Origin of the sequence: Chryseobacterium sp. 7, assembly GCF_003663845.1 — a bacterium.
Classification (GTDB): domain Bacteria; phylum Bacteroidota; class Bacteroidia; order Flavobacteriales; family Weeksellaceae; genus Chryseobacterium.
In genome coordinates, this window is record NZ_RCCA01000001.1 from 2,360,618 (window position 1) to 2,381,121 (window position 20,504).

The following is a 20,504-nucleotide window of genomic DNA, read 5'->3' on the forward strand; positions in this document are numbered from 1 at the left end:
ATTTTGAATGATGGATTTTTGGCTGAAAATATTTAGCAAAAGGGTAATTTCAGATTGATTAAAAGTGGCTGATTTTAATCAAAACAAAAGCCGGAACATTTCTGTTCCGGCTTTATATTATTGAGTTATCTAATGATTACTTGGCAGCTCCACTAAGTTCAGCTTCTTTCGCTTTCATTTCTTTAACTTTATCCATGTTTTTAGTTACCATGTAAATTTCTTTTAATGCAGAAACTGCATCAATGCTCTTTGGATTTGCCTTATACCATCCTTCAGCATATGGTAATGCTTTTGTAAATCTTTCTCTTCTTTCGTCGATCAATTTAGAAGCGTCATCCGGCTTATCTTTTCTCAAAGCGTTAATTTGCCCTACTACTTTAGCATCATCACCAATAATAGTATACACCAGGTTCTGGTATGCATCAGAGAAGTCCGGCTTAAGCTCAACTGCTTTTTTGAATGATTCTATAGCATCATTTACAGTGGCTGGTGTTTTAGCCTGCATTACTCCAAGGTTATACCAGTTTGTAGGATCGCTTGGGTTCTTAGCCAACTGTTCTTTCAATCCTGAAACAAATTTATCTGTGTTTCCAGACTGAAGGTATGCTGTAGTCTGAGCTTCTTTAAGTTTAGCATTATTTGGGAATTTTGCTAATCCTTTTTCAATAATTGTAAGCGCTTCAGGGCTTTTTGCGTTAAGAAGCAATGAAGACAATGTTTCATATAAATCTGGTTCTATACTTTTTGTCTGCTCAGTTTTGAAGTCAGAATAGTCTGAATTCTTTTTCATAAGCTCCCAGGTAGATTTATCAAGATTTACCACTTGTCCTGATTTCTTTTCTTTAGCAGTGTAAGTAGTTTCTACTCCTGTAAATCCGGAATTAACAAGGTCTGTAAATATTTTGATAGACTGGTCATTGTTGTTCGCTAACGCATGGCTAAGACCGGCATAATACATATATATTTTATTGTCCTGACCGCTAGACTTCAGTAAGTCATATACTTCAATGAACTTTGGTGCTGCTGCTGCATAATTTTTTGCATTATATGCATCCATAGCAACTTTGTTCGCTTCCTGAAGCTGAGCATTCAAAGCAGCGGCATCTTTTTTCTGCCCAAAAGCAAAAGCAGATGCTACGATAGCCATTCCTAAAATTAGTTTCTTCATAATAACTATTTTATATTTATATTGTACAATTTATTCTTCAGAATCAGAATTCTCGTTTTCCTCTGCTGTGTTTTCATTTTCAGCCTGAGGTGCTTCATTATTTTCCTGGTTATCAAATAGGTTTCCTACTCCTTCTTCCCCTTCTTCAAGCTCTTCAGAATCTTCTTCTACATCTTTATCCATTTCTACTTTTGCAATAGCAGCAATTTCGTCATTTTTCTTAAGATTAATCAGCTTCACTCCCTGAGTATTTCTACCCATTACTCTCATTTCATCCATTCCCATTCTGATGGCAACACCTGATTTATTGATGATCATCAATCCATCTTCATCTGTTACGTTCTGAATAGCGATCAGATTTCCTGTTTTTTCGGTAATGTTCAGGGTGATTACTCCTTTCCCTCCTCTGTTGGTAATTCTGTAGTCTTCCACTGCAGTTCTTTTTCCGTATCCTTTTTCTGATACTACAAGTACTGTTTCGTTCTCTACATCGTTCACAACAATCATACCAATAGCTTCATCATTATCTTCCATGGCAATACCTCTTACCCCGATAGATCCTCTACCTACTTCTCTTACTTTTTCTTCCGGGAAACGGATACATTTACCATTTTTAGTTGCAATCATGATCTGAGAAGTTCCATTCGTAAGATAAGCTCCTAATAGCTGGTCATTATCTCTGATCTCGATAGCATTTACCCCATTTACTCTTGGTCTTGAATAGGCTTCTAATGATGTTTTTTTGATTGTACCGTTTTTGGTAACCATTACAACGCTCATTTGATTTACATATTCAGAATCCTTAAGGTTATTGGTTCTGATATATGCCTTGATCTTATCATCTGGTTCAATGTTGATAAGGTTTTGTACTGCTCTTCCTTTTGCTGTTTTAGAACCTTCAGGAATTTCAAATACTCTCAGCCAGTAACATCTTCCTTTTTCTGTAAAGAATAGCATATACTGGTGGTTGGTTGCAGAAACAATATACTCAAGGAAATCGGAATCTCTTGTTGTAGCGGCTTTGTTTCCTACACCTCCTCTGCTTTGAATTTTATATTCTGAAAGTGAAGTTCTCTTGATGTATCCTGCATGAGAGATAGTAAGAACTACAGATTCATTCGGAATAATATCCTCAATAGACATTTCTCCTCCGGAATAATCAATTTCCGTTCTCCTTTCGTCCCCGTATTTTTCTTTGATTTCGATCAGTTCGTCTTTGATGATCTGGAATCTTCTTGGCTCGTTGGCTAAGATATCTTCCAAATTCGCAATTTCTTTCATAATTGCATCATACTCATCACGGATCTTATCAAGCTCCATTCCTGTAAGACGGGCTAATCTAAGATCAAGAATCGCTTGTGCCTGAATGTCTGAAAGTTCAAATGCCTCAATTAAGCCTTCTTTTGCAGCCTGAGGATTTGCACTGTGACGGATAATAGAAATGGCTCTATCCAGAGCATCCTGAGTTCCGATCACTTTCATGAACCCTTCAAGGATGTGTGCTCTTTCTTTCGCTTTTTTAAGCTCATACTGAGTTCTTCTTACGATTACCTCATGCCTGTGCTCTACAAAGTGATGAATAATATCTTTAAGGTTCAGCTGCTCCGGTCTTCCGTGTACCAATGCAATGTTGTTTACACTGAAAGAAGTCTGAAGTGCCGTATATTTATATAATAGGTTAAGAACTACATTCGGGATTGCATCGTTTTTCAGTTCGTATACAACACGAAGTCCTTTTCTATCCGATTCGTCTCTGATCTCATGGATACCAGGAATTTTTTCGTCTTTAACGAGTTCCGCTGTTCTGGCGATCATTTCAGCCTTGTTCACCTGATAAGGGATCTCAGTAACGATAATAGCGTTTCTGTTTCCAATTTCATCAAAGTTTACTTTAGCTCTTAAAACAACTCTACCTCTTCCTGTGTGGAAAGCATCTCTTACACCGTCATATCCATAGATGATACCCCCTGTAGGGAAATCCGGTGCAATGATGTGCTGCATCAGCTCGTCTATTGTAATGTCTTTATTATCAATATAAGCGCAGATAGCGTCTACAGATTCTGATAAGTTGTGCGGCGCCATATTGGTTGCCATCCCTACTGCAATACCTGAAGTACCGTTTACCAAAAGATTTGGAACTTTCGTAGGCATTACTGTTGGTTCCTGTAAACTGTCATCGAAGTTATTCTGGAAATCAACTGTTTCTTTGTCAAGGTCTGAAAGAATCTCATCAGAGATTTTTTTCAATCTTGCCTCGGTATAACGCATTGCTGCAGGCGGGTCACCATCCATTGAACCGAAGTTACCCTGCCCGTCTACCTGAGGATAACGTAAGCTCCAGTCCTGAGCCATTCTTACCATAGCATCGTAAACAGAGGAATCTCCGTGCGGGTGATATTTACCTAAAACGTCCCCAACAATTCTCGCAGATTTTAAATATTTTCTATTAGAAAACACCCCTAATCCATACATACCATACAGTACTCTTCTATGAACGGGTTTCAAGCCATCTCTTACATCCGGTAACGCTCTTGAAACGATAACGGACATCGAATAATCGATATAAGACGATTTCATTTCATCAACAATGTTGATAGGAATCAGTCTTTCTCCTTCTTTTTGCATAAACAAATTTTATTGTAATGATATTCAAACCTTTAGCTGTAAGTCTGAAAATTATTTATTTCCAATTTTTATTAACGGGCTAATTTACGAAAAAAAAGCCGATTTTTGCTCTAGAATTTATCCAAAAAATCTTAAAAATTCATAAAAATATGGGCATACTAAGTATAACTTTCCACTGTACAAAAGATAACCTTGAAGAATGGGAAAATTATATTGATGAAACACTGGTTTTAATGACGGAAAACCTGATGGATGTCAACAAATATATTCTTTCTGAGGTACACAGTGATTATATTGAAGATGGTAAAAATTACAACCTCTTGTTGATTTTTGACAATGAAGAACTGCGGGAAGATTTTATTCAAAGCGAGCTTCTGAATATTTCTGAAAGAATTGAGAAAAAGTTTGGCCAGGAAGTGATGATCTTTAATACTTTCCTGAATCCTAAAAAAACAAGACTATAATTTATAATAAAAAGCACTGAAAAATTCAGTGCTTTTCTTACTATCTGTGATGTCCACGACCACGACCTCTGTGATGATGGCCGCGCTCTTCATAAATATATACTTTCTGAACATGACCCGGTGCATAGTATCTTGCACTTCCTCCATAATACCTTTTTGCGTGTCCCGGCGGCATTCTTCTTCCGTAAGGCTCACTTACCACACAGGAAGACAGCATTAACAGCATCACGCCTGCCCCAACAATTTTCAACATACTTTTCATTACTTTCACTTTTTCAATTTCGATAACAAAATATTTCAATATTAATGCCAAAAAATGAAAATTTAAGGTTTAAAGTTGGGATATACTGACTTTTATGGTCAATGGTCAATTTTGCTTCGCAAGTCAATGGTGAATGTTATTATGGAGATTATTGTGCTTATTTAACAAATTCATCATTCATCATTCATCATTTATAATTCTCTAAATCGTTTCGCTTCTTTTCTCCATCAGAACAAGATCTTTCCATTCTCCGTTGAGCTTTCCTATTTTTTTACGAACTCCCACTGTTCTGAATCCGTTTTTCTGATGGGATTTAATGGCCATTTCATTTTCGGAGAAGAGATTGGTCTGTAATGTCCAGAATCCGTGGTCTTCGCTATCCAAAATGATCTTTTTAAGCAATATAGACCCCAATCCTTTGCCCTGATATTCTTTATCGAAATAAATGCTTACTTCTGCCACTCCTTTAAAGCTTTCTCTTTTACTAAAAGGTTTAAGGGCACACCATCCTATTACTTCATTATTTTCATTTTCCAATACCCATCGGCAGTCGTTGAAATATTCCATGCTCCAGGCTTCCGGAGTGGGAACTTCTGTTTCCAAAGTGGCAATTCCACTGTCTATTCCCTGCCTGAAAATTTCCAGCACTCTGGCTTCGTCACTGGGAAGCATTTCTCTTAATTCGTAATTCATTGTATTTAATGGTATTTTCTTTTCATTTTTCTTTTTATCCTTGAATAATGAGTCTGTTTACTTTTCTCGTCCTGAGAAACCACACTGATATTCCCATCTACTTCCAGAACGGAAAGCTTTACATTTTGTATGTTTTCAATCCCATGTTCTCTGATAGCTTCTTCCAATTCACTTTCTGTGATTTTCACACGATTCAGAGCTGCCTGATCTGCAACACCATCCCTGATCAGAATAACCGGCTCATCTTCCATAAAAGTCTGAAAGGAACGATTGGAAAACATTAATCTTTTTAGAATGAAATTAGCAACAAACAAAACCAATGCCGCAATAATTCCTCCCTGAAGAGAAGTATCAGGGCCTACCATGGCGTTCTGAACAGCATTTGAAATTAATAAGAGTAATACAACATCTCCCGCATTGAGCTGAGAAAGCTGATTTTTCCCAAATAAACGGATAGCAATTACCATGAAAAGGTAAACACAGAGGGAACGGACGGCAACATTAAGAATAGGATCCACAATTTTTTTATCTACTCAAATGTATTGATTTTTGTGATTCATAAAAAATATTTTACGAACAGATTTTGGTATACATTTTGACCTTAGGATTCTGATAAATAGCACAAAAAAATACCATCAAATGAAAAAGTTATTTCTCTTTTTAGGAATTATCCTGCTCTTTACCTCCTGCAAAAAAAATGAACCTAAACCTTCTCTATCTTCAGATGCAGCCATCAAGGAAAAAGTAAATGAACTTTACACCCGGTATGGTAAATCTAATGAAGCGATTTACAACCAACCGATTCCTGACAGTTTATTTTCCCAGGATTTAAAAAAGTTTTAGATGAAGCAATTAGTGCTTCAAAAGCGGATATTGAAAAGGTGAAAAAAAGTGATCATCCTGATGAAAAGCCTTTAATTTTTGAAGGGGCTATGTTTTCCAGTCTGTATGAAGGCTTTACAAATTATACAATTAAGTCTGTCAAGGTACAGGATAAGATGGCTGAAGCATTGGTAACTTTTGAATACAATATGGCTGAACCTAAAGTAACATGGATGGATACGGTACATCTTACCAATACAGAGAAAGGTTGGAGAATAGATAATGTTATTTTTGATAAAATAGGAAACTCTAAAGATCTTAAAGCAAGATTAACAGAGTTTGTTCAAAGTACAAAATAAGGAAAGCCGCTATAAAAGCGGCTTTATTTTTTAAGGGCACTGAACGATTGGAATATCACTGCAAATTACTTTATTTGCCCATTCGCAAAATGTACAGTATTTTTTTGGCTCTCCTCCGTACACTGACTTCAAATCTGACTTCGTCAGTTTCTTTAGATTTTTCATATAGTTTTAATTTTATGGTAGGCCAAAATTAAAAACCCGGAGTTTATTTTTATTACAACTTAATCTGATAAGTTTTCATTATTCACACATTATTGAATAATATGATATGAATATTATCTGCTGTGGATCTCTACTGTCACAGGCATTACGTAAGTATAAGCAACCATGTTTTCAGTCAGTTTATTGCGGTCTACTCTATAGTCAAGATCGCTTAATACGGTTTCAATTTCTTTGTTCACGGTTTTGCAGTCTCCACTGGAATGAACATTGACGATTTTCCCGTTTTTTGCTATATCAAATTTCACCACTGAGTTTACCGTTCCCTGTTTATAATCAGGATTGGTAAGGTCGAAATTGGCTTCTAATTTATTTCTGATATCATTAAATGTTTCACTCCTATTCAGCTGAATTTCCTGAATGGTATTATGATCTGTAGTTTGAGCTTTAGCAGTGTTCAAAACAGCAGCAAATCCGCAAACGAAAAGTGAAGCCATCAACATTTGAATTCTATTTTTCATAACTAACTGGTTTTAAATATTATACTAACCTATTTTTATATCTCTTACCCAAAGTTATTAAAAATAATTCATATTAATTTTACATTCAGTTAACATTGGGTTAACATTAAAATGTAAAACATTGATTTCCAGATAAATAAATTTTTAAAATAATTGAAAATTTAATATTGGAGGGTTATTTTAAGTATAAAAAAGGCTAAACTATTCAAGTTTAGCCTTTTTTTATATGAATTTTTATTCTAATATCTACTCCAGTTCCCTCTTCAAAAACTTTCCTGTCAAGCTCTTCTTAGACTTCACAATTTCCTCAGGAGTTCCCTGTGCAACGATCTGTCCGCCGTATTTTCCTCCTTCTGGTCCTACATCAATAATATGGTCTGCTAATTTGATGACGTCCATATTATGTTCGATGATAATGAATGAGTTTCCGAGTTCTACCAATTGGTTAATGGCATCCATCAGGATTTTCACATCTTCAAAATGAAGTCCTGTGGTGGGTTCATCAAGGATATAAAGGGTGTTTCCTGTCTGTCTTTTTGCTAATTCAGTTGCCAGCTTGATACGTTGTGCTTCACCTCCTGAAAGGGTTGTCGATTGCTGCCCAAGGGTAATATATCCCAAACCTACATCCTGTAATGTTTTCACTTTGGCAAAAATCTTAGGAATCGGCTGGAAGAAATCTACCGCTTCATCAATCGTCATATCCAATACATCAGAGATTGATTTTCCTTTGTAACGAACTTCAAGTGTTTCTCTGTTGAAACGTTTTCCGTTGCAGGTTTCGCAGTGTACATATACATCCGGAAGGAAATTCATTTCGATCACTTTCAATCCTCCACCCTGACATGTTTCACATCTTCCGCCTTTTACGTTAAAAGAAAATCTTCCCGGTTTATATCCACGGATTTTACTTTCAGGCAGTTCGGCAAAAAGGTTTCGGATGTCAGTAAACATTCCGGTGTAAGTAGCAGGATTCGAACGTGGCGTTCTTCCGATTGGAGTCTGGTCTACGTCTACAATTTTATCAATATTATCCAGCCCTTCAATTTTTTTGTACGGTAACGGCTCCTGAACCGCTCTGTAGAAATGTTTGTTAAGAATTGGATATAATGTTCCGTTAATCAAAGAAGATTTTCCGCTTCCAGAAATTCCGGTTACTACCACCAGCTTTCCAAGAGGAATATCTAAGGTTACATTTTTAAGATTGTTCCCTGTAGCTCCTTTTAAAACAATATTTTTTCCGCTTCCCACTCTTCTTTCTGCGGGAATTTCTATTTTTCTTTTTCCATTAATATATTGAGCAGTAATAGTATCGGCTTTCAATAAATCTTTCGGTTTTCCCTGCCAAAGGATTTCCCCTCCGAATTTTCCGGCTCTTGGACCAATATCCAGAACCTCATCAGCTTCCAGAATCATATCTTTATCATGTTCCACCACCAATACAGAGTTTCCGATATCTCTCAGATTTTTCAGGGAATGGATCAGTCTTTCGTTATCTCTCTGGTGAAGCCCGATACTTGGTTCATCAAGGATATACAATACATTCACCAATTGAGAACCGATCTGAGTTGCCAGACGAATCCTCTGTGACTCGCCTCCTGAAAGAGTTTTTGAACTTCTGCTCAGACTTAAATAATCCAAACCTACATCCAGCAAAAACTGAAGCCTGGTTTCAATTTCTTTTAAGATCTCGTGAGCAATGATTTTATTTTTTTCCGAAAATTTATCTTTAACATCAGCTAACCAATCTTTTAAATCTGCTAAACTTAAACCGTTAACCTCAGCAATATTTTTTCCGTCAATTTTAAAACTTAAGCTTGAAGGCTGAAGACGGGTTCCGTGACATTCCGGGCAGGTTTCTTCTGTGGTGAAATGCCTTTCCAATAAAATGGCTTCATAAGATTCTCTTTCCTCGATAATTTCTTCCATGAAAGCAATCAAACCATCAAAGCCAATCTTTATTTTCTTGGTAATTCCTGCGTATTTAAGATCTTTATTAAATTCTTTGTGACATCCGTTGTAGATATAATCCAGTGCTTCCTCCGGAATATCCTGCAAAGGAGTTGTTAATCCTAGTCCAAAAATCTCAAGAATATTTTTGATCTGGGAAAGAATCCATTTGTTAGATTTGATATCTTCCAATGGTAATAATCCGCCCTGATTGATCGATAATTTTGGATTGTCTATAAAATAATCAGTATTAATCTTTTTGATTGTTCCCAAACCTTTACAGTTCGGGCAGCTTCCTTTTGGAGAATTAAATGAGAATGTATTGGGTTCCGGCAGCGCCAAAGAATGTCCGGTTTCTGCATCCATCAGATTTTTAGAAAAGTATTCGATATCTGTACTTCCCAATTTCTGAATTCCGATAATGCCTTCTCCCATTTCCATTGCTGTACGCAATGATTTTTCCATTCTGCCTTCTGAGGCATTCTCCCCGATAATCCAGCGGTCGATTACTATATCGATGTCGTGGGTTTTGTAACGGTCAAGTTTTAAATCATATTCAATATCCTGCAGCTCACCATCAATTCTTGCCTGTCCGTAACCTTTTTTGGCCATTTGTACAAAAAGTTCGTGATAATGTCCTTTTCTGGATCGTACCACTGGTGCCAAAAGCATGATTTTCTCTTTCTTATAATTTTCTTTGATGGTTTCAAGGATCTGATCTTCGGTATAGCTTACCAATTTCTGCCCCGTAGACAAAGAGTATGCATCCGAAACTCTTGCATATAAAAGACGCAAAAAGTCGTACAGTTCAGTAACTGTTCCAACAGTAGATCGCGGGTTTTTATTGGTTGTTTTCTGCTCAATAGCAATAACCGGAGAAAGTCCTTCAATTTTATCTACATCAGGACGCTCCAAACCACCTAAAAACTGACGTGCATAGGCAGAGAATGTTTCTATATAACGACGCTGACCTTCTGCAAAAATAGTGTCGAAAGCCAATGACGATTTTCCACTTCCTGAAAGACCTGTAATAACAACCAATTCGTTACGTGGAATTTTTACATTTATATTTTTAAGGTTGTGTTCACGTGCTCCGTAAACTTCTATATATTCTGTTGATTTGCTCATAATTTGGAGTGACTTTGCCTGAAAATCACAACGTGCAAAAATACGGAATTTTATGGAATTTTTCTGAATATAAAGGCGATAAAAGTTTCATAAAAAATTCTTAGGTTTTGTTAAGGGATTAAATGGGGAATGGTTGAATTCCGGTTTCGAGTGATGATGTTCCGGCTAAAGCCAATAGGTTTGTTTTGAAATAAAAAAACGGACTAAAGCCCGTTCCTATTAATATTTAGAAGAAAGAATTCATCATCACAAATTTTATTTGCGTGTATAGTAATCCCAGACAGTGCGTGTAATATCTGCGATAATTTTTTCTGTATCTGCCATTTCTTCGTTAATGTTTTTAAGATAAATGGATAAAACAATGTGTTTTCCATTAGGAAGTTTTATAATTCCCACATCATTCATTGCTGCACGTAGATTATTTTCGTTTCTTCCGGAAATTCCTGTACGGTGAGCCAGTTCTGTACCAGTGGGTAACCCTGCCTTCATCCAGGTAAGTCCTCGTGAGGTTTCTACCATTACCTGATACAGGTATTTTGTAGATTCTTTTTTCAGCACTTTTCCTTTATAGAATTTTTCTAAAAGTTCTGTGGTTGCCAAGGGCGTTGTGGTATTTAGATAGCATTTTTCGAAGGATGCCATTTCCTTCTCGTTTACTTTTATTGTAAAATCTTTAATTCCCTGTTGATTAATGAATTTCTGCACGGTCTCTGTTCCGCCAATGATATTCAGCAAAATATCGCAGCCATTGTTATCACTATGGGAAACCGTATACCTTATCAATTGATCTAATGTAAGATACATATTCCCCTGAGGATAGTCTTCGCGAATTGGGCTCCAGGTTTCAGGCAGAAGGTCTTCTTTTTTAATAAAGAATTTTTGATTGAGCTTTAATTTTCCTTGATCTACCCGATTCAAAACGGCTAATGCAATATGAAATTTGAAAACACTCATCATCGGGGTTTCCTTTTTTCCGTTGATGCTAAGCGTATCTTTGTTTTCTATTCCTTTTAAAGATATTCCTACTTCAGCTTTTTTTGTAGAGATGATATGATTGATTTTATTTCTCAGATCTTTAATAGTCTGGCTTTTCATGTGGATTCCAAAAAGGAAAAGCAGCAGCAAAAGTGATATTTTTTTCATTTAATTGTGATTCTTATTATTACGGATTTGCTTAAACTTTTTTTTAACATTAAGATTGCATTAAGGTGTTTAGAGTATTAAGATGAGCTTCGCTTTAAGCTTAAAAATCAGAATGATTCATCTTAACTTAACTATGCTTTACTGCTTAAATCCTTCTTAATGGTTTAAAAAATATCCAATATTTTTTGATAAGTTTAAACAACTCCTACATTAAAAATGCCATAGTAGATACGGCATTTTATATTTTAGTTTGATTTTATTTTTAAAATAATTTATATATCTTGAAAATCAACATCTTCATTGTTTATTCTTACAATATATTCAATTCCGTCAATAGCTTTGGCGATAATCTGATTTCTGATAATATTCGCCATATTTTCCCAATACGCCCTTCCGTAGAAAGAATAATTCTGAGGGATAATTTCTACCTCAACTGTTCTTACAAAACCTTCTTTAGGCTTATTGCTGATCATTGTTCCTCTTCTTACCCTTACTTCTCTTACCTCATCTTTCAGGATCATTCGGCAATAATTTTTAACGTCTTCCAAGGAAATGATTTTATCTCTGGTCGTGAGTGCATATTTATAAGCCTGAATACTATCTGTTCCTTTCTGTTCCTCAGCTCCACCCAATGTTTCTGTAAGCAGTACAACGGTTTGTGATTTCAATTGATTGGAAAGTTCAGTTCCGGGACGCATATGATTGGCCAGTGTACAGTGTGTTACCCAGAAAGCGGCATAGGTATGGTCTGTTTTTTCTACAGGTTCCATAATCACATAGTTCAGCTCCTGTCTGATACTCCTTTTGGCATTATTTACTTTTTGTACCATGGATTTCATTTTATCGGACATTTCGCTGAGAACTCCTTTTACATTATCTCTGTTCAACAAAGAAAATGCAGCAATTTCATCCCTTGTCAGTTCCAGAACATTAGCAATCATATCTACAGCATTTCTGCTTGTGAAACGCTCCATTCCTCCTTTTCTTACCGTATATAAACCTTTTTTAAGATCATCAGCCGGAGTAAAAGGGATTTCGGTGTATTTTCTTCCATCACCGTCCTGTACTTCGTCTACATAAAGGAAATGTTCGCCTTCATCTGTTACCAAAGGAATATTATTTCCCATGATGTCAAGGCTGTATTCTGTTTTTTTCCAACCTCTGTTGTATACAGGAAAGGCATTCAGTACAAAGGAGAAATTATCCAGGATTTCAGCGGAAAATTGTGGTGGAAACTCAAAAGTAAGCCACAGGTAACGTTTATTATCCAGGAATTTGGTAATTTCTTCTTTCTCTGCAAGGAAGTTAAGATTCTGTGGAAGCTGTCCAGGTTCTGAAAACAGACTTTGAGAAATTCCTGTTACCTCAATAAATTTATGGCGGTAGATACTTTTAATATCTTCAATTACTTTATTTCTGATAGACTGTTCTTTGAACATCTGCTCATAACCATCATTTTGCGTTTCTGAAAGATAGCTTAATCCTTCTCTTACAAAAAGCGGATTCCCATTGCTAGTCACGTTGATATACGGCAATAATTTATACACAAAATCAAGGTGTTCAAAAGCCGGGTTGGAGCAGAATATGCTCAGGTATTTTGGGAAATTTTCACTGATATATTTACTGACATCTACTCCTATCGTAATTTTTCTGTAATCTTCAGGTCTTCCCTGAAATCTGGCAATAGGAATTTTATTAAACCTGTCATCTATGCTGTAGCAGGTATTTCCCACAAACATAATAGACGTATGAACTTTATTGATCCTCACATTTCCTACCGGAGTAAAAGGAATATTAATCTGTTTATCTGACTCTGATTTTACAGTGGAAGTCATCTGTTTACGGAAAAAAAACTCCGTATGTTCCAATAAAACCTCTGAAGACTCATAAGGTTGCGTAAAAGCCACCGAATGAGCCGGAATAGGATGAGTATAAATAGACGGTGTAAGTAGTTTTGCCAGTTTTTCCAATATACGGGCATTTACCGTTTGTATTTCATTATTCGCTTTAAAAACTTCTGTACTGAATGCATCTATCAATAGCTTTACAAAAGGATCTAAAGACTGAGGGCTTCTCAATCCCCATACTTTAGTAGCATTCTGCAGCATTCTTGCTTTTACAGATTCTTTGGAATATATATTCTGATCTAAATTCATAATTTTCTTTCGCTGTTAAAAATATTAATCAATAGACATCGGGCTTAGAAACAGTTCTGTTGAAAAGCTGAAACGCTCTCCTGTTTCTTCCATTTTTGCATTGATGGCAATTCTTACCTTCTTTTTAATTTCGGTGTGTTCTTTGGTATCGTAACTGTGCTCTACAAACTGGATGTGAGCATCAATCTGCGGGTTGACGATTCTTGGTTCATATTCCTGAATCTGTCTCCTTAAGCTTTTGATGAAAACGCTTTCCCATATGGCACTTGTCACTCCATTATCGAACTCAAGGTTCCAAACATCATTTCCATAGTTTTCATCATATCTGTTCTCCCCTTTTTTGGTGGTGATCAGCAGCATAATATTGTGGGCAATACTTTCCCCCATATCGCAGGTATCGATACTTCCGCCTTCGGTCATTAAAGTAGACGGTACGAAAGGCATTCTGTAATTTGGTGTATCCATAACTTTTAGTTTTTACTTCATGGTTCCGTTTATCTAAAAACGGAATACCAAAATACGCATTTTCACCAAATAATGAATATAATGTCCTAAATATTATTCAAAAAGAAGGGCCTTCAAACTGAATTGAAAGCCCTTAATCTGTTATATTTTTATTTTATTTTAAGCATCTGCCTTTTTTCGGTTGATAAAATAATACACTGGAAGTCCCAGTAATACCAAAATAAAGCCTGGCCATGTATACTGTTGTTTGTAGATTAACAGTAGAATACAGAAACAAGTTCCTATTAAAAGGTAAATAAGAGGTGTTACCGGATAAAGCCATGTTTTATAAGGTCTTTCCAGCTCAGGCTGTTTCATTCTTAAATAAATTACTCCAAAAACCGTAATCATATAGAACAGAACAATTACGAAAGAGATCATATCCAATAAATTCCCGTACTGCCCGCTCAGACACAAAATGGAAGCCCAAACTCCCTGCATCCATAAAGCATTTTCAGGAACTTCATTTTTATTGTTTTTCTCCGCCGACTTGAAGAACATTCCGTCTTTTGCCATAGTCTGAAAAACTCTTGCTCCCGCCAGAATCAATCCGTTATTACATCCGAAAGTAGAAATCATAACCAATAAAGCAATGATAATCGTTCCTGCACTTCCAAAAATATTCTGAGAAGCCGCTACCGCTACTCTGTCATTAGCCGCAAAAGCAATTCCGTCTCTGTCTAACGCATTTAAGTATACATAGTTTACCGCTATATAAAGGATCATTACGGCAGAAGTCCCGTAAATCATTGATTTTACAACATTTTTTTTAGGGTTTTCAATCTCACCGGAAACAAATGTTACACTTTCCCAGGCCACAGAACTGAAAACAGAACCTACCATTGCTGCAGCAATTCCGCCTAAAAGTGTCATTCCGCCAATAGGTTCCCACCCTTCTTTTAGGAAGTTACCACTCAAATCTTTTTTAAGGTTATTAAAAGAATCTGTTCCCCAGCTAAAATTTTCTGCCATATGAGAGAAATTCACCAGTATAAAACCTGCAGCAATTAACCCTAATAATGCAATAATTTTAGAACCTGTAAAGATATTCTGAAGGATTTTCCCACTTTCTACACCTCTTGTATTGATATAGGTAAGCAATACGATAACGGCAATCGCCAGAATCTGTATCCACGTAATTTTAAATTCACCACTCTGGAAAATAGGTGCAGCATCATTAAGGGAAGGGATCAGATATGCGGTAAATTTACCGAAAGCCATTGCTACAGCAGCAATCGTTCCGGTTTGTATAACTGTAAATAGCCCCCATCCATAGAGGAACCCCATTCTTTTTCCGAAAATTTCTTTTAAATATGTGTATTGTCCCCCTGCTTTTGGGAACAGTGCGGACAGCTCACCATAGCTTATAGCAGCGGCTACGGTCATTATTCCTGTGATCACCCACACCACAATAAGCCAGTATCCGGATCCCAGATTCCTCATCATGTCTGCACTTACAATAAAGATTCCGCTTCCAATCATAGATCCCATCACCAGCATGATGGCATCCCATAGTTTTAATTTTTTCTGCATAGTCAAGTATAGGGGTCAAATATAATCAAATCTGCCTTGTATTTTCAATTTTGTTGAAAATTCATTAAAACACCTGTTTTTTGTCATTTTTTATTCCGTTATGATTCAATTTTAATTAGTATTTTTGGAAAAAATATTAAACATGAAATTTAAAGCAATATTATTAAGTGCAGCTTTAACGGCTTCTTCTTTAGCATTTGCTCAATCCGGTCCACCGGAAGGAAAAGCTTTGGTAGGTGACACTTACGGAGATCAGGTAACTTCTTCTGCAGAATCCAAAGCGATTACCGTAGATAAACTGAATAAGCAGCTTAAAAAAGATAACAAAAAGGTTGAAAATGTATCCGTTAAAGGAAAAGTAACGGATGTCTGCGACAAAAAAGGTTGCTGGCTTACCATTCAGACGGAAGATAATTCCAAGTTTTTTGTGAAAATGAAAGACTATGCCTTCTTTGTACCTACAGCCTTAAAAGGGAAAAATGTAGTATTGGAAGGAAATGCTGAAAGAAAAGTAACTTCTGTCAACGAGCAGAAACATTATGCGGAAGATGCTAAAAAACCTCAATCTGAAATTGATGCCATTACACAACCAAAAGAAGAGATCAGGTTTGTTGCAAACGGAATTAAAGTAGTTAACTAATGTTTAATCATTGAATAAATTAATTCTAAAATTAGATTTTGGCTAAAGCCCATCCCTATTGAATAGAGATTTTAGAAATTACATAAAAATAGAATCGGCTGTCCTTCAGGACAGCCGATTTTTTTAATCTTCAATTGTAAAATCCACTACAGAATCCAATTTCGGGTATTTAGTAGCAGAAATAAATTTCTTTCCGGTGCAGTCTATTTCCTTCCAGCCTTTTCTTTTCTTTACATCTCCAGCTTCCATCACAAAAGGAATAAATGAAATTTCGCTCTTCCCGTCCTCTTTTATTTCTCTATACTGAACGGCAATATCCAAAATACATTCATGATCCGTGTTCAATCTTACATTTCTATAAATTAAGTCATAATGCGTTTCCTGATTTTCTGGAATTTCAAGGTAAGTTTCCCAGCCTGTAATATCAGAGTTCAGTTCACTGATTGCCTTCAATGCGTAATAAAGAGCTATCGTATAATATTTTCTTGTTCCTGTTCTGGTATAATCTTCTACAAAATGTCCGCCTTCAAATAAAATCGTTGGCATTCCTGCTTTAATAAAATTATCTCCAGTAGAAGTCGGATAAAATTCATCAGAATATCTTCCAATCTGATTAGGGATCATTTCCTTTAAATGGTTGTATACACTTCCGATAACCGCCATGCATTTTTTCCTGTTTTCAGTCACCGTACGTTCTACGTTTTCAGAAGGTGCCAAAAAAGAAAGTGTAGCAGGATGAATACCATCAGTAGTAAAGATGGTTCTCTGCTCATGAAGATTTAATGCATAGTCATATTTCTTAGAAGCCGCAGCTTTTTTCAGGAATTTAATCTCCTTGCTGGCTTCGTTATGAAAATCTCTGTTCAAATCAATATCGGCAGCATTCAGTCGGGTCCATCTTTCAGATCCGTCCGGATTCAGCATGAATATGAAATCGAACTGTATTTTACTGAATAAATCCTCTTTCATTTCCGGTGCTTTATCAAGACTTATCAAAAGATCAAGCATAGCATGTGTAGCATTGGATTCATTTCCGTGCATCTGCGACCAGGCCAATACGTTGATGTTTCCGGTTCCGATGCTTAACTGATAAATAGGTTTATCTAAATAGGATGTTCCGATCTCCTGAATATAATCGCTGAGATTGGTCTGTAGATAAGAAAATAATTTTTCAGGGGAAATATAGCGATTTGAGAAATCGGGGTTTTGAGAATAGATCTGTTCAAAATTCATTTTGGGAATTGTTTACAGGAATCAAATTTAGCCATTTTTAGTCAAAAACTTAAATTAACATTTGTAAATATTGGCGAAATTTACAAATTTACATTTGACATTATTTTTAAAATTGTTTACAAGGTTTAAATCATGTGATTTTTAAGCTGTAAAGGCAAATTAACACTTGTAATATTATTAAACACTTACGGAAGACAATTTGTCTGTTAGTAAAATTGTGGATTGCGAATAATTTAATACGTAATATTTAATCTATTAAAAGTCAGATAATTACAAAACTTACCTCAATTGTATTTACAATAGTGCTTTAAGTGTATAAAAGGATTATTTTTGCCATTTGAGGGCTATTTTACTAAACAATAAAATTGTGGATAACTCTGAAATTTACTACTGTATACATATGTAAAGTGTTTAGAAAATTCTATTTTTCCTTTAAAATTTATTTTTGAGGTCAATTTTTGAAGTACTCTAATCCAGAATAAAAATTGTTGTTTAATAAGAATATCATTTCTCTCCAATAAAGCATAAAATGAGCTTAAAATGCGGTATTTACATTAGTAATTTACCTATGTAACGCTTAAAAAAGTGCCTTCATATGGCTTTTATAAAGGATTTGCATAGAATTATAGATTCAAAGAGAATTTAATTGGTTTAATATTGTATACTCTACTTTTAAAGAGATTTAAGGGACAAAATAAATACCCAAAATGTATGAATTTACATTTTTAAACTCATATTTAAGGTAAATAATGTTCTAAAATTATAGTTAAAAGGATTTATCATAGGATCTGCAATAGATAAGTCTTTTATTTAAATACAATTGTAATTATTATATAACATATTGATTATAAAATAATTATATATATGTTACAAATGTATACAAAGAATATTTTCATTTATTTACATTTGTATTTTGCATTTGTAAATTATAAGAGTTACATTTGTAAAATAATTAAAGGCTTATTTTTATGAGTTTAAATGAAAGAATTTCCAAAATTATAGAGTATTCTAATCTTACTCCTTCTGAGTTTGCTGATGAGATAGATGTACAACGTTCCTCTATTTCCCATATTACTTCCGGAAGAAACAAACCGTCTCTTGAGTTTATCATAAAAATAAAATCCCGCTTTCCTGAGCTTCTGTGGGACTGGCTTGTTACGGGTGAAGGTGAGATGCTGAAATCTCAGCTGCCAGAAACAGAAATTAGCGAAGAATATTCCGAAGAAGAGAAAATAAAAACAACTCCACTACCCGATCTTTTTACGATGATGAATAATGATGATGAATTCGGGAGTGATGAAACGGAAATAGAAGTTCCAAAATCAAGTTCTGGAGAATCGTTTATACCGACCCAAGATAAAGCTCCGGAAAAAATATCGGATTCTCAGCGATTAGAAAATTCAAGCGATCAAATATTAGGACAACTATTTGGAAATCAACAAAGTAAAATAAAACGTATTGTTTTGTTCTACGAAAACGGAAAATTCGAAAGTTTTGAACCGTAAAAAAACCTGATCAAAAAAAATGATCAGGTTAAAAAATATTTGAAGAAGAAAACTAAAGCTATTGCTTTATTTGTTTTTGAAAAGTGATAGGAAATCAGGATGATGAAATTTTCTTTTTACGGCATCATCTGTTCACAATATGTTTTATAGTTTCGGTTATTTATAAAGAAGTAAATATTGTTCTTTGCAGGATAAAAATCCTGTTATAAGTTGTATTATAATAATTAATAGAATATTTTCATTCATTGTTTTTTTATGGCTCTATCAAATATAAATATTTAAAAACAAATTGGCAATAAAAATAGAATTATTTTAACATATAATTAATGTAAATAAAATTTATATTGATTTTTAGTAATTATAGTTAATAATGAAAACCCATATATTTCATGAATTAACCCTCATAAAAAAGGCCCGCAAATCTGCGAGCCTGATTGGTATATAAAGAACAATATTATTGTTTCTTTCTTCTTTCCAGTTCATTTTTAATCAATCCCAGTTCTCTTCCGGTTTGTCCGGCTACAGAGGTATTTTCCTGGGCTCTTCTTGTTAGATATGGTACTACATCTTTTACAGGTCCATATGGAAGATATTTAGCCACATTATAGCCCTTATCAGACAAATAGAACGTGATATTATCACTCATTCCGTAAAGCTGCCCAAAATACACGTGCGGATTATCATTTTCCAGAGATTTTGCCTGCATTTTATCCATAATCAGCTCCGAAGAGATCTCGTTATGGGTTCCGAAGAACGCAGAAACTTTATCCAGGTGATTCATCACAAAATCAATTCCGGCATTATAGTTTTTATCTGAAGCCTCTTTATTAGGCTGAATAGGATCTGCATAACCTTTTTCTGCTGCTCTGGCTCTTTCTTTTTCCATATAAGCACCACGCACGATCTTGTATCCAATAAAGTAGTTCTTCTCCCTTGCTCTCTGAAGATGAGCTTCCATATATTCCAGCCTTCCGGTTCTGTACATCTGAATGGTATTCCAAACGATAGGTTTTTCCTGGTTATACTTCTCCATCATCTCTTCGCAAAGGTGGTCTGCGGCATCCTGCATCCAGGTCTCTTCAGCATCTACCATTACTTTTTTATCATTTTCGTGACAAAGACTGCATACTTCATCAAATCTTTTCACAACTCTTTCCCATTCCTCTTTCTGGCTGGTAGTAAGTTCTGCTCCTTTTCCAACTGCTTCATAAAGATCAATTCTTCCGAAAGCCGTAGGTTTAAACACAATAAAAGGAATTGCCGGATTTCCCACTGAGAATCTTACAATATCTTTAATTTCTTTGCAGACAGCATCAAAAGTTGCTTCATCTTCTTTCCCTTCAATAGAGTAATCGAAGATACTTCCAACTCCTCTTTTGAACAGCTGTTTCACCACTTTCATACTTTCTTCACGGGTTTCGCCACCACAAAACTGTGCAAATAAGGTATTTTTTACAATTCCGGTAACGAAAGGAAAATTGTTGTGTACTGTAAAATTAAGGACAGATGTTCCAAGGCTGGTAAGAGCAGGCTGTTCAATCATTTTAAACATCCAGTAAGCCTTTTTCAATTGTGCATCAGACTTGTCTGCAAATGCAACTTTAGTATCGTTAAAAATGGGCATTCCTATTTATTA

The 20,504-nt window shown here is 35.3% G+C and carries 19 protein-coding genes; 5 read left to right on the forward strand and 14 right to left on the reverse strand.

Annotated elements, in window-relative coordinates:
* Positions 1-136: 136 nt before the first annotated feature.
* Together CLU97_RS10885 and gyrA are read right to left on the reverse strand one after the other, a co-directional pair.
* The gene (locus tag CLU97_RS10885; RefSeq protein ID WP_121487947.1) at positions 137-1,168 is read right to left on the reverse strand and encodes a tetratricopeptide repeat protein; all 1,032 of its coding nucleotides are present in this window, start codon (positions 1,166-1,168) and stop codon (positions 137-139) included.
* A gap of 30 nt (positions 1,169-1,198) precedes the next feature.
* Positions 1,199-3,793 carry a DNA gyrase subunit A gene (gene gyrA, locus CLU97_RS10890; protein WP_121487948.1) on the reverse strand — a complete coding sequence of 865 codons (2,595 nt, stop codon included), beginning with the start codon at positions 3,791-3,793 and terminating at the stop codon, positions 1,199-1,201.
* A gap of 149 nt (positions 3,794-3,942) precedes the next feature.
* Here gyrA and CLU97_RS10895 point away from each other — a divergent pair, with 149 nt between their 5' ends.
* Positions 3,943-4,257: a DUF4286 family protein gene (locus CLU97_RS10895; RefSeq protein WP_121487949.1), complete on the forward strand. Its 315-nt coding sequence runs from the start codon at positions 3,943-3,945 to the stop codon at positions 4,255-4,257.
* A 40-nt stretch (positions 4,258-4,297) separates the two neighbouring features.
* On the opposite strand, the gene CLU97_RS10900 is transcribed toward CLU97_RS10895, so the two are convergent.
* The 3 genes from CLU97_RS10900 to CLU97_RS10910 form a co-directional block, all read right to left on the reverse strand.
* The gene (locus tag CLU97_RS10900) at positions 4,298-4,570 is read right to left on the reverse strand and encodes a hypothetical protein (protein WP_228437648.1); all 273 of its coding nucleotides are present in this window, start codon (positions 4,568-4,570) and stop codon (positions 4,298-4,300) included.
* Positions 4,571-4,720: 150 nt separating this feature from the next.
* Complete coding sequence (locus CLU97_RS10905; protein ID WP_121487951.1) at positions 4,721-5,212, reverse strand: GNAT family N-acetyltransferase; 492 nt, start codon at positions 5,210-5,212, stop codon at positions 4,721-4,723.
* A gap of 5 nt (positions 5,213-5,217) precedes the next feature.
* Entirely contained in the window at positions 5,218-5,730 is a 513-nt protein-coding gene (locus CLU97_RS10910) for a DUF421 domain-containing protein (RefSeq protein ID WP_121487952.1), read from the reverse strand.
* Positions 5,731-5,851: 121 nt separating this feature from the next.
* Here CLU97_RS10910 and CLU97_RS10915 point away from each other — a divergent pair, with 121 nt between their 5' ends.
* Together CLU97_RS10915 and CLU97_RS10920 are read left to right on the forward strand one after the other, a co-directional pair.
* The gene (locus CLU97_RS10915) at positions 5,852-6,055 is read left to right on the forward strand and encodes a hypothetical protein (protein WP_121487953.1); all 204 of its coding nucleotides are present in this window, start codon (positions 5,852-5,854) and stop codon (positions 6,053-6,055) included.
* Between the two features lie 38 nt (positions 6,056-6,093).
* Positions 6,094-6,393 (forward strand): hypothetical protein, encoded by a 300-nt coding sequence (locus CLU97_RS10920; protein ID WP_121487954.1) that lies wholly within the window; start codon positions 6,094-6,096, stop codon positions 6,391-6,393.
* A 30-nt stretch (positions 6,394-6,423) separates the two neighbouring features.
* On the opposite strand, the gene CLU97_RS10925 is transcribed toward CLU97_RS10920, so the two are convergent.
* From CLU97_RS10925 to CLU97_RS10955, 7 genes are all read right to left on the reverse strand, one after another.
* Positions 6,424-6,558, reverse strand: coding sequence for a bacteriocin-like protein (locus CLU97_RS10925; RefSeq protein WP_089692266.1), 135 nt, complete (start codon positions 6,556-6,558; stop codon positions 6,424-6,426).
* A 113-nt stretch (positions 6,559-6,671) separates the two neighbouring features.
* Positions 6,672-7,076, reverse strand: a complete 405-nt coding sequence (locus tag CLU97_RS10930; protein ID WP_121487955.1) for a hypothetical protein — start codon at positions 7,074-7,076, stop codon at positions 6,672-6,674.
* 246 nt (positions 7,077-7,322) lie between these two features.
* On the reverse strand, positions 7,323-10,154 hold the full coding sequence (gene uvrA / locus CLU97_RS10935) for an excinuclease ABC subunit UvrA (protein WP_121487956.1): 2,832 nt from the start codon (positions 10,152-10,154) through the stop codon (positions 7,323-7,325).
* Between the two features lie 255 nt (positions 10,155-10,409).
* A complete protein-coding gene (gene bla / locus CLU97_RS10940) occupies positions 10,410-11,297 on the reverse strand; it encodes a class A beta-lactamase, subclass A2 (protein WP_121487957.1) in 888 nt (295 codons plus the stop codon).
* Between the two features lie 272 nt (positions 11,298-11,569).
* Entirely contained in the window at positions 11,570-13,453 is a 1,884-nt protein-coding gene (locus tag CLU97_RS10945; protein WP_121487958.1) for a type VI secretion system baseplate subunit TssF, read from the reverse strand.
* Positions 13,454-13,477: 24 nt separating this feature from the next.
* Positions 13,478-13,918, reverse strand: a complete 441-nt coding sequence (locus tag CLU97_RS10950; RefSeq protein ID WP_002979175.1) for a GPW/gp25 family protein — start codon at positions 13,916-13,918, stop codon at positions 13,478-13,480.
* Positions 13,919-14,077: 159 nt separating this feature from the next.
* Entirely contained in the window at positions 14,078-15,490 is a 1,413-nt protein-coding gene (locus tag CLU97_RS10955; RefSeq protein WP_121487959.1) for an APC family permease, read from the reverse strand.
* Between the two features lie 142 nt (positions 15,491-15,632).
* Here CLU97_RS10955 and CLU97_RS10960 point away from each other — a divergent pair, with 142 nt between their 5' ends.
* Entirely contained in the window at positions 15,633-16,130 is a 498-nt protein-coding gene (locus CLU97_RS10960) for a DUF4920 domain-containing protein (RefSeq protein ID WP_121487960.1), read from the forward strand.
* Positions 16,131-16,253: 123 nt separating this feature from the next.
* Here the strand turns inward: CLU97_RS10960 and CLU97_RS10965 are convergent, their stop codons facing one another.
* On the reverse strand, positions 16,254-17,363 hold the full coding sequence (locus tag CLU97_RS10965; protein WP_121487961.1) for a M14 family zinc carboxypeptidase: 1,110 nt from the start codon (positions 17,361-17,363) through the stop codon (positions 16,254-16,256).
* Positions 17,364-18,331: 968 nt separating this feature from the next.
* On the opposite strand from CLU97_RS10965, the gene CLU97_RS10970 reads away from it, so the two are divergent.
* Positions 18,332-18,868, forward strand: coding sequence for a helix-turn-helix transcriptional regulator (locus CLU97_RS10970; RefSeq protein ID WP_121487962.1), 537 nt, complete (start codon positions 18,332-18,334; stop codon positions 18,866-18,868).
* Positions 18,869-19,322: 454 nt separating this feature from the next.
* Here the strand turns inward: CLU97_RS10970 and CLU97_RS10975 are convergent, their stop codons facing one another.
* Positions 19,323-20,492 carry a proline dehydrogenase family protein gene (locus CLU97_RS10975; protein ID WP_121487963.1) on the reverse strand — a complete coding sequence of 390 codons (1,170 nt, stop codon included), beginning with the start codon at positions 20,490-20,492 and terminating at the stop codon, positions 19,323-19,325.
* Positions 20,493-20,504: the final 12 nt, after the last annotated feature.

Coding starts and splice junctions, on each gene's coding strand:
- CLU97_RS10885 (WP_121487947.1), bottom strand. CDS start 1,168: ATGAAGAAACTAATTTTAGGAATGGCTATCGTAGCATCTGCTTTTGCT.
- gyrA (WP_121487948.1), bottom strand. CDS start 3,793: ATGCAAAAAGAAGGAGAAAGACTGATTCCTATCAACATTGTTGATGAA.
- CLU97_RS10895 (WP_121487949.1), top strand. CDS start 3,943: ATGGGCATACTAAGTATAACTTTCCACTGTACAAAAGATAACCTTGAA.
- CLU97_RS10905 (WP_121487951.1), bottom strand. CDS start 5,212: ATGAATTACGAATTAAGAGAAATGCTTCCCAGTGACGAAGCCAGAGTG.
- CLU97_RS10915 (WP_121487953.1), top strand. CDS start 5,852: ATGAAAAAGTTATTTCTCTTTTTAGGAATTATCCTGCTCTTTACCTCC.
- CLU97_RS10925 (WP_089692266.1), bottom strand. CDS start 6,558: ATGAAAAATCTAAAGAAACTGACGAAGTCAGATTTGAAGTCAGTGTAC.
- CLU97_RS10930 (WP_121487955.1), bottom strand. CDS start 7,076: ATGAAAAATAGAATTCAAATGTTGATGGCTTCACTTTTCGTTTGCGGA.
- uvrA (WP_121487956.1), bottom strand. CDS start 10,154: ATGAGCAAATCAACAGAATATATAGAAGTTTACGGAGCACGTGAACAC.
- bla (WP_121487957.1), bottom strand. CDS start 11,297: ATGAAAAAAATATCACTTTTGCTGCTGCTTTTCCTTTTTGGAATCCAC.
- CLU97_RS10945 (WP_121487958.1), bottom strand. CDS start 13,453: ATGAATTTAGATCAGAATATATATTCCAAAGAATCTGTAAAAGCAAGA.
- CLU97_RS10950 (WP_002979175.1), bottom strand. CDS start 13,918: ATGGATACACCAAATTACAGAATGCCTTTCGTACCGTCTACTTTAATG.
- CLU97_RS10955 (WP_121487959.1), bottom strand. CDS start 15,490: ATGCAGAAAAAATTAAAACTATGGGATGCCATCATGCTGGTGATGGGA.
- CLU97_RS10960 (WP_121487960.1), top strand. CDS start 15,633: ATGAAATTTAAAGCAATATTATTAAGTGCAGCTTTAACGGCTTCTTCT.
- CLU97_RS10965 (WP_121487961.1), bottom strand. CDS start 17,363: ATGAATTTTGAACAGATCTATTCTCAAAACCCCGATTTCTCAAATCGC.
- CLU97_RS10970 (WP_121487962.1), top strand. CDS start 18,332: ATGAGTTTAAATGAAAGAATTTCCAAAATTATAGAGTATTCTAATCTT.
- CLU97_RS10975 (WP_121487963.1), bottom strand. CDS start 20,492: ATGCCCATTTTTAACGATACTAAAGTTGCATTTGCAGACAAGTCTGAT.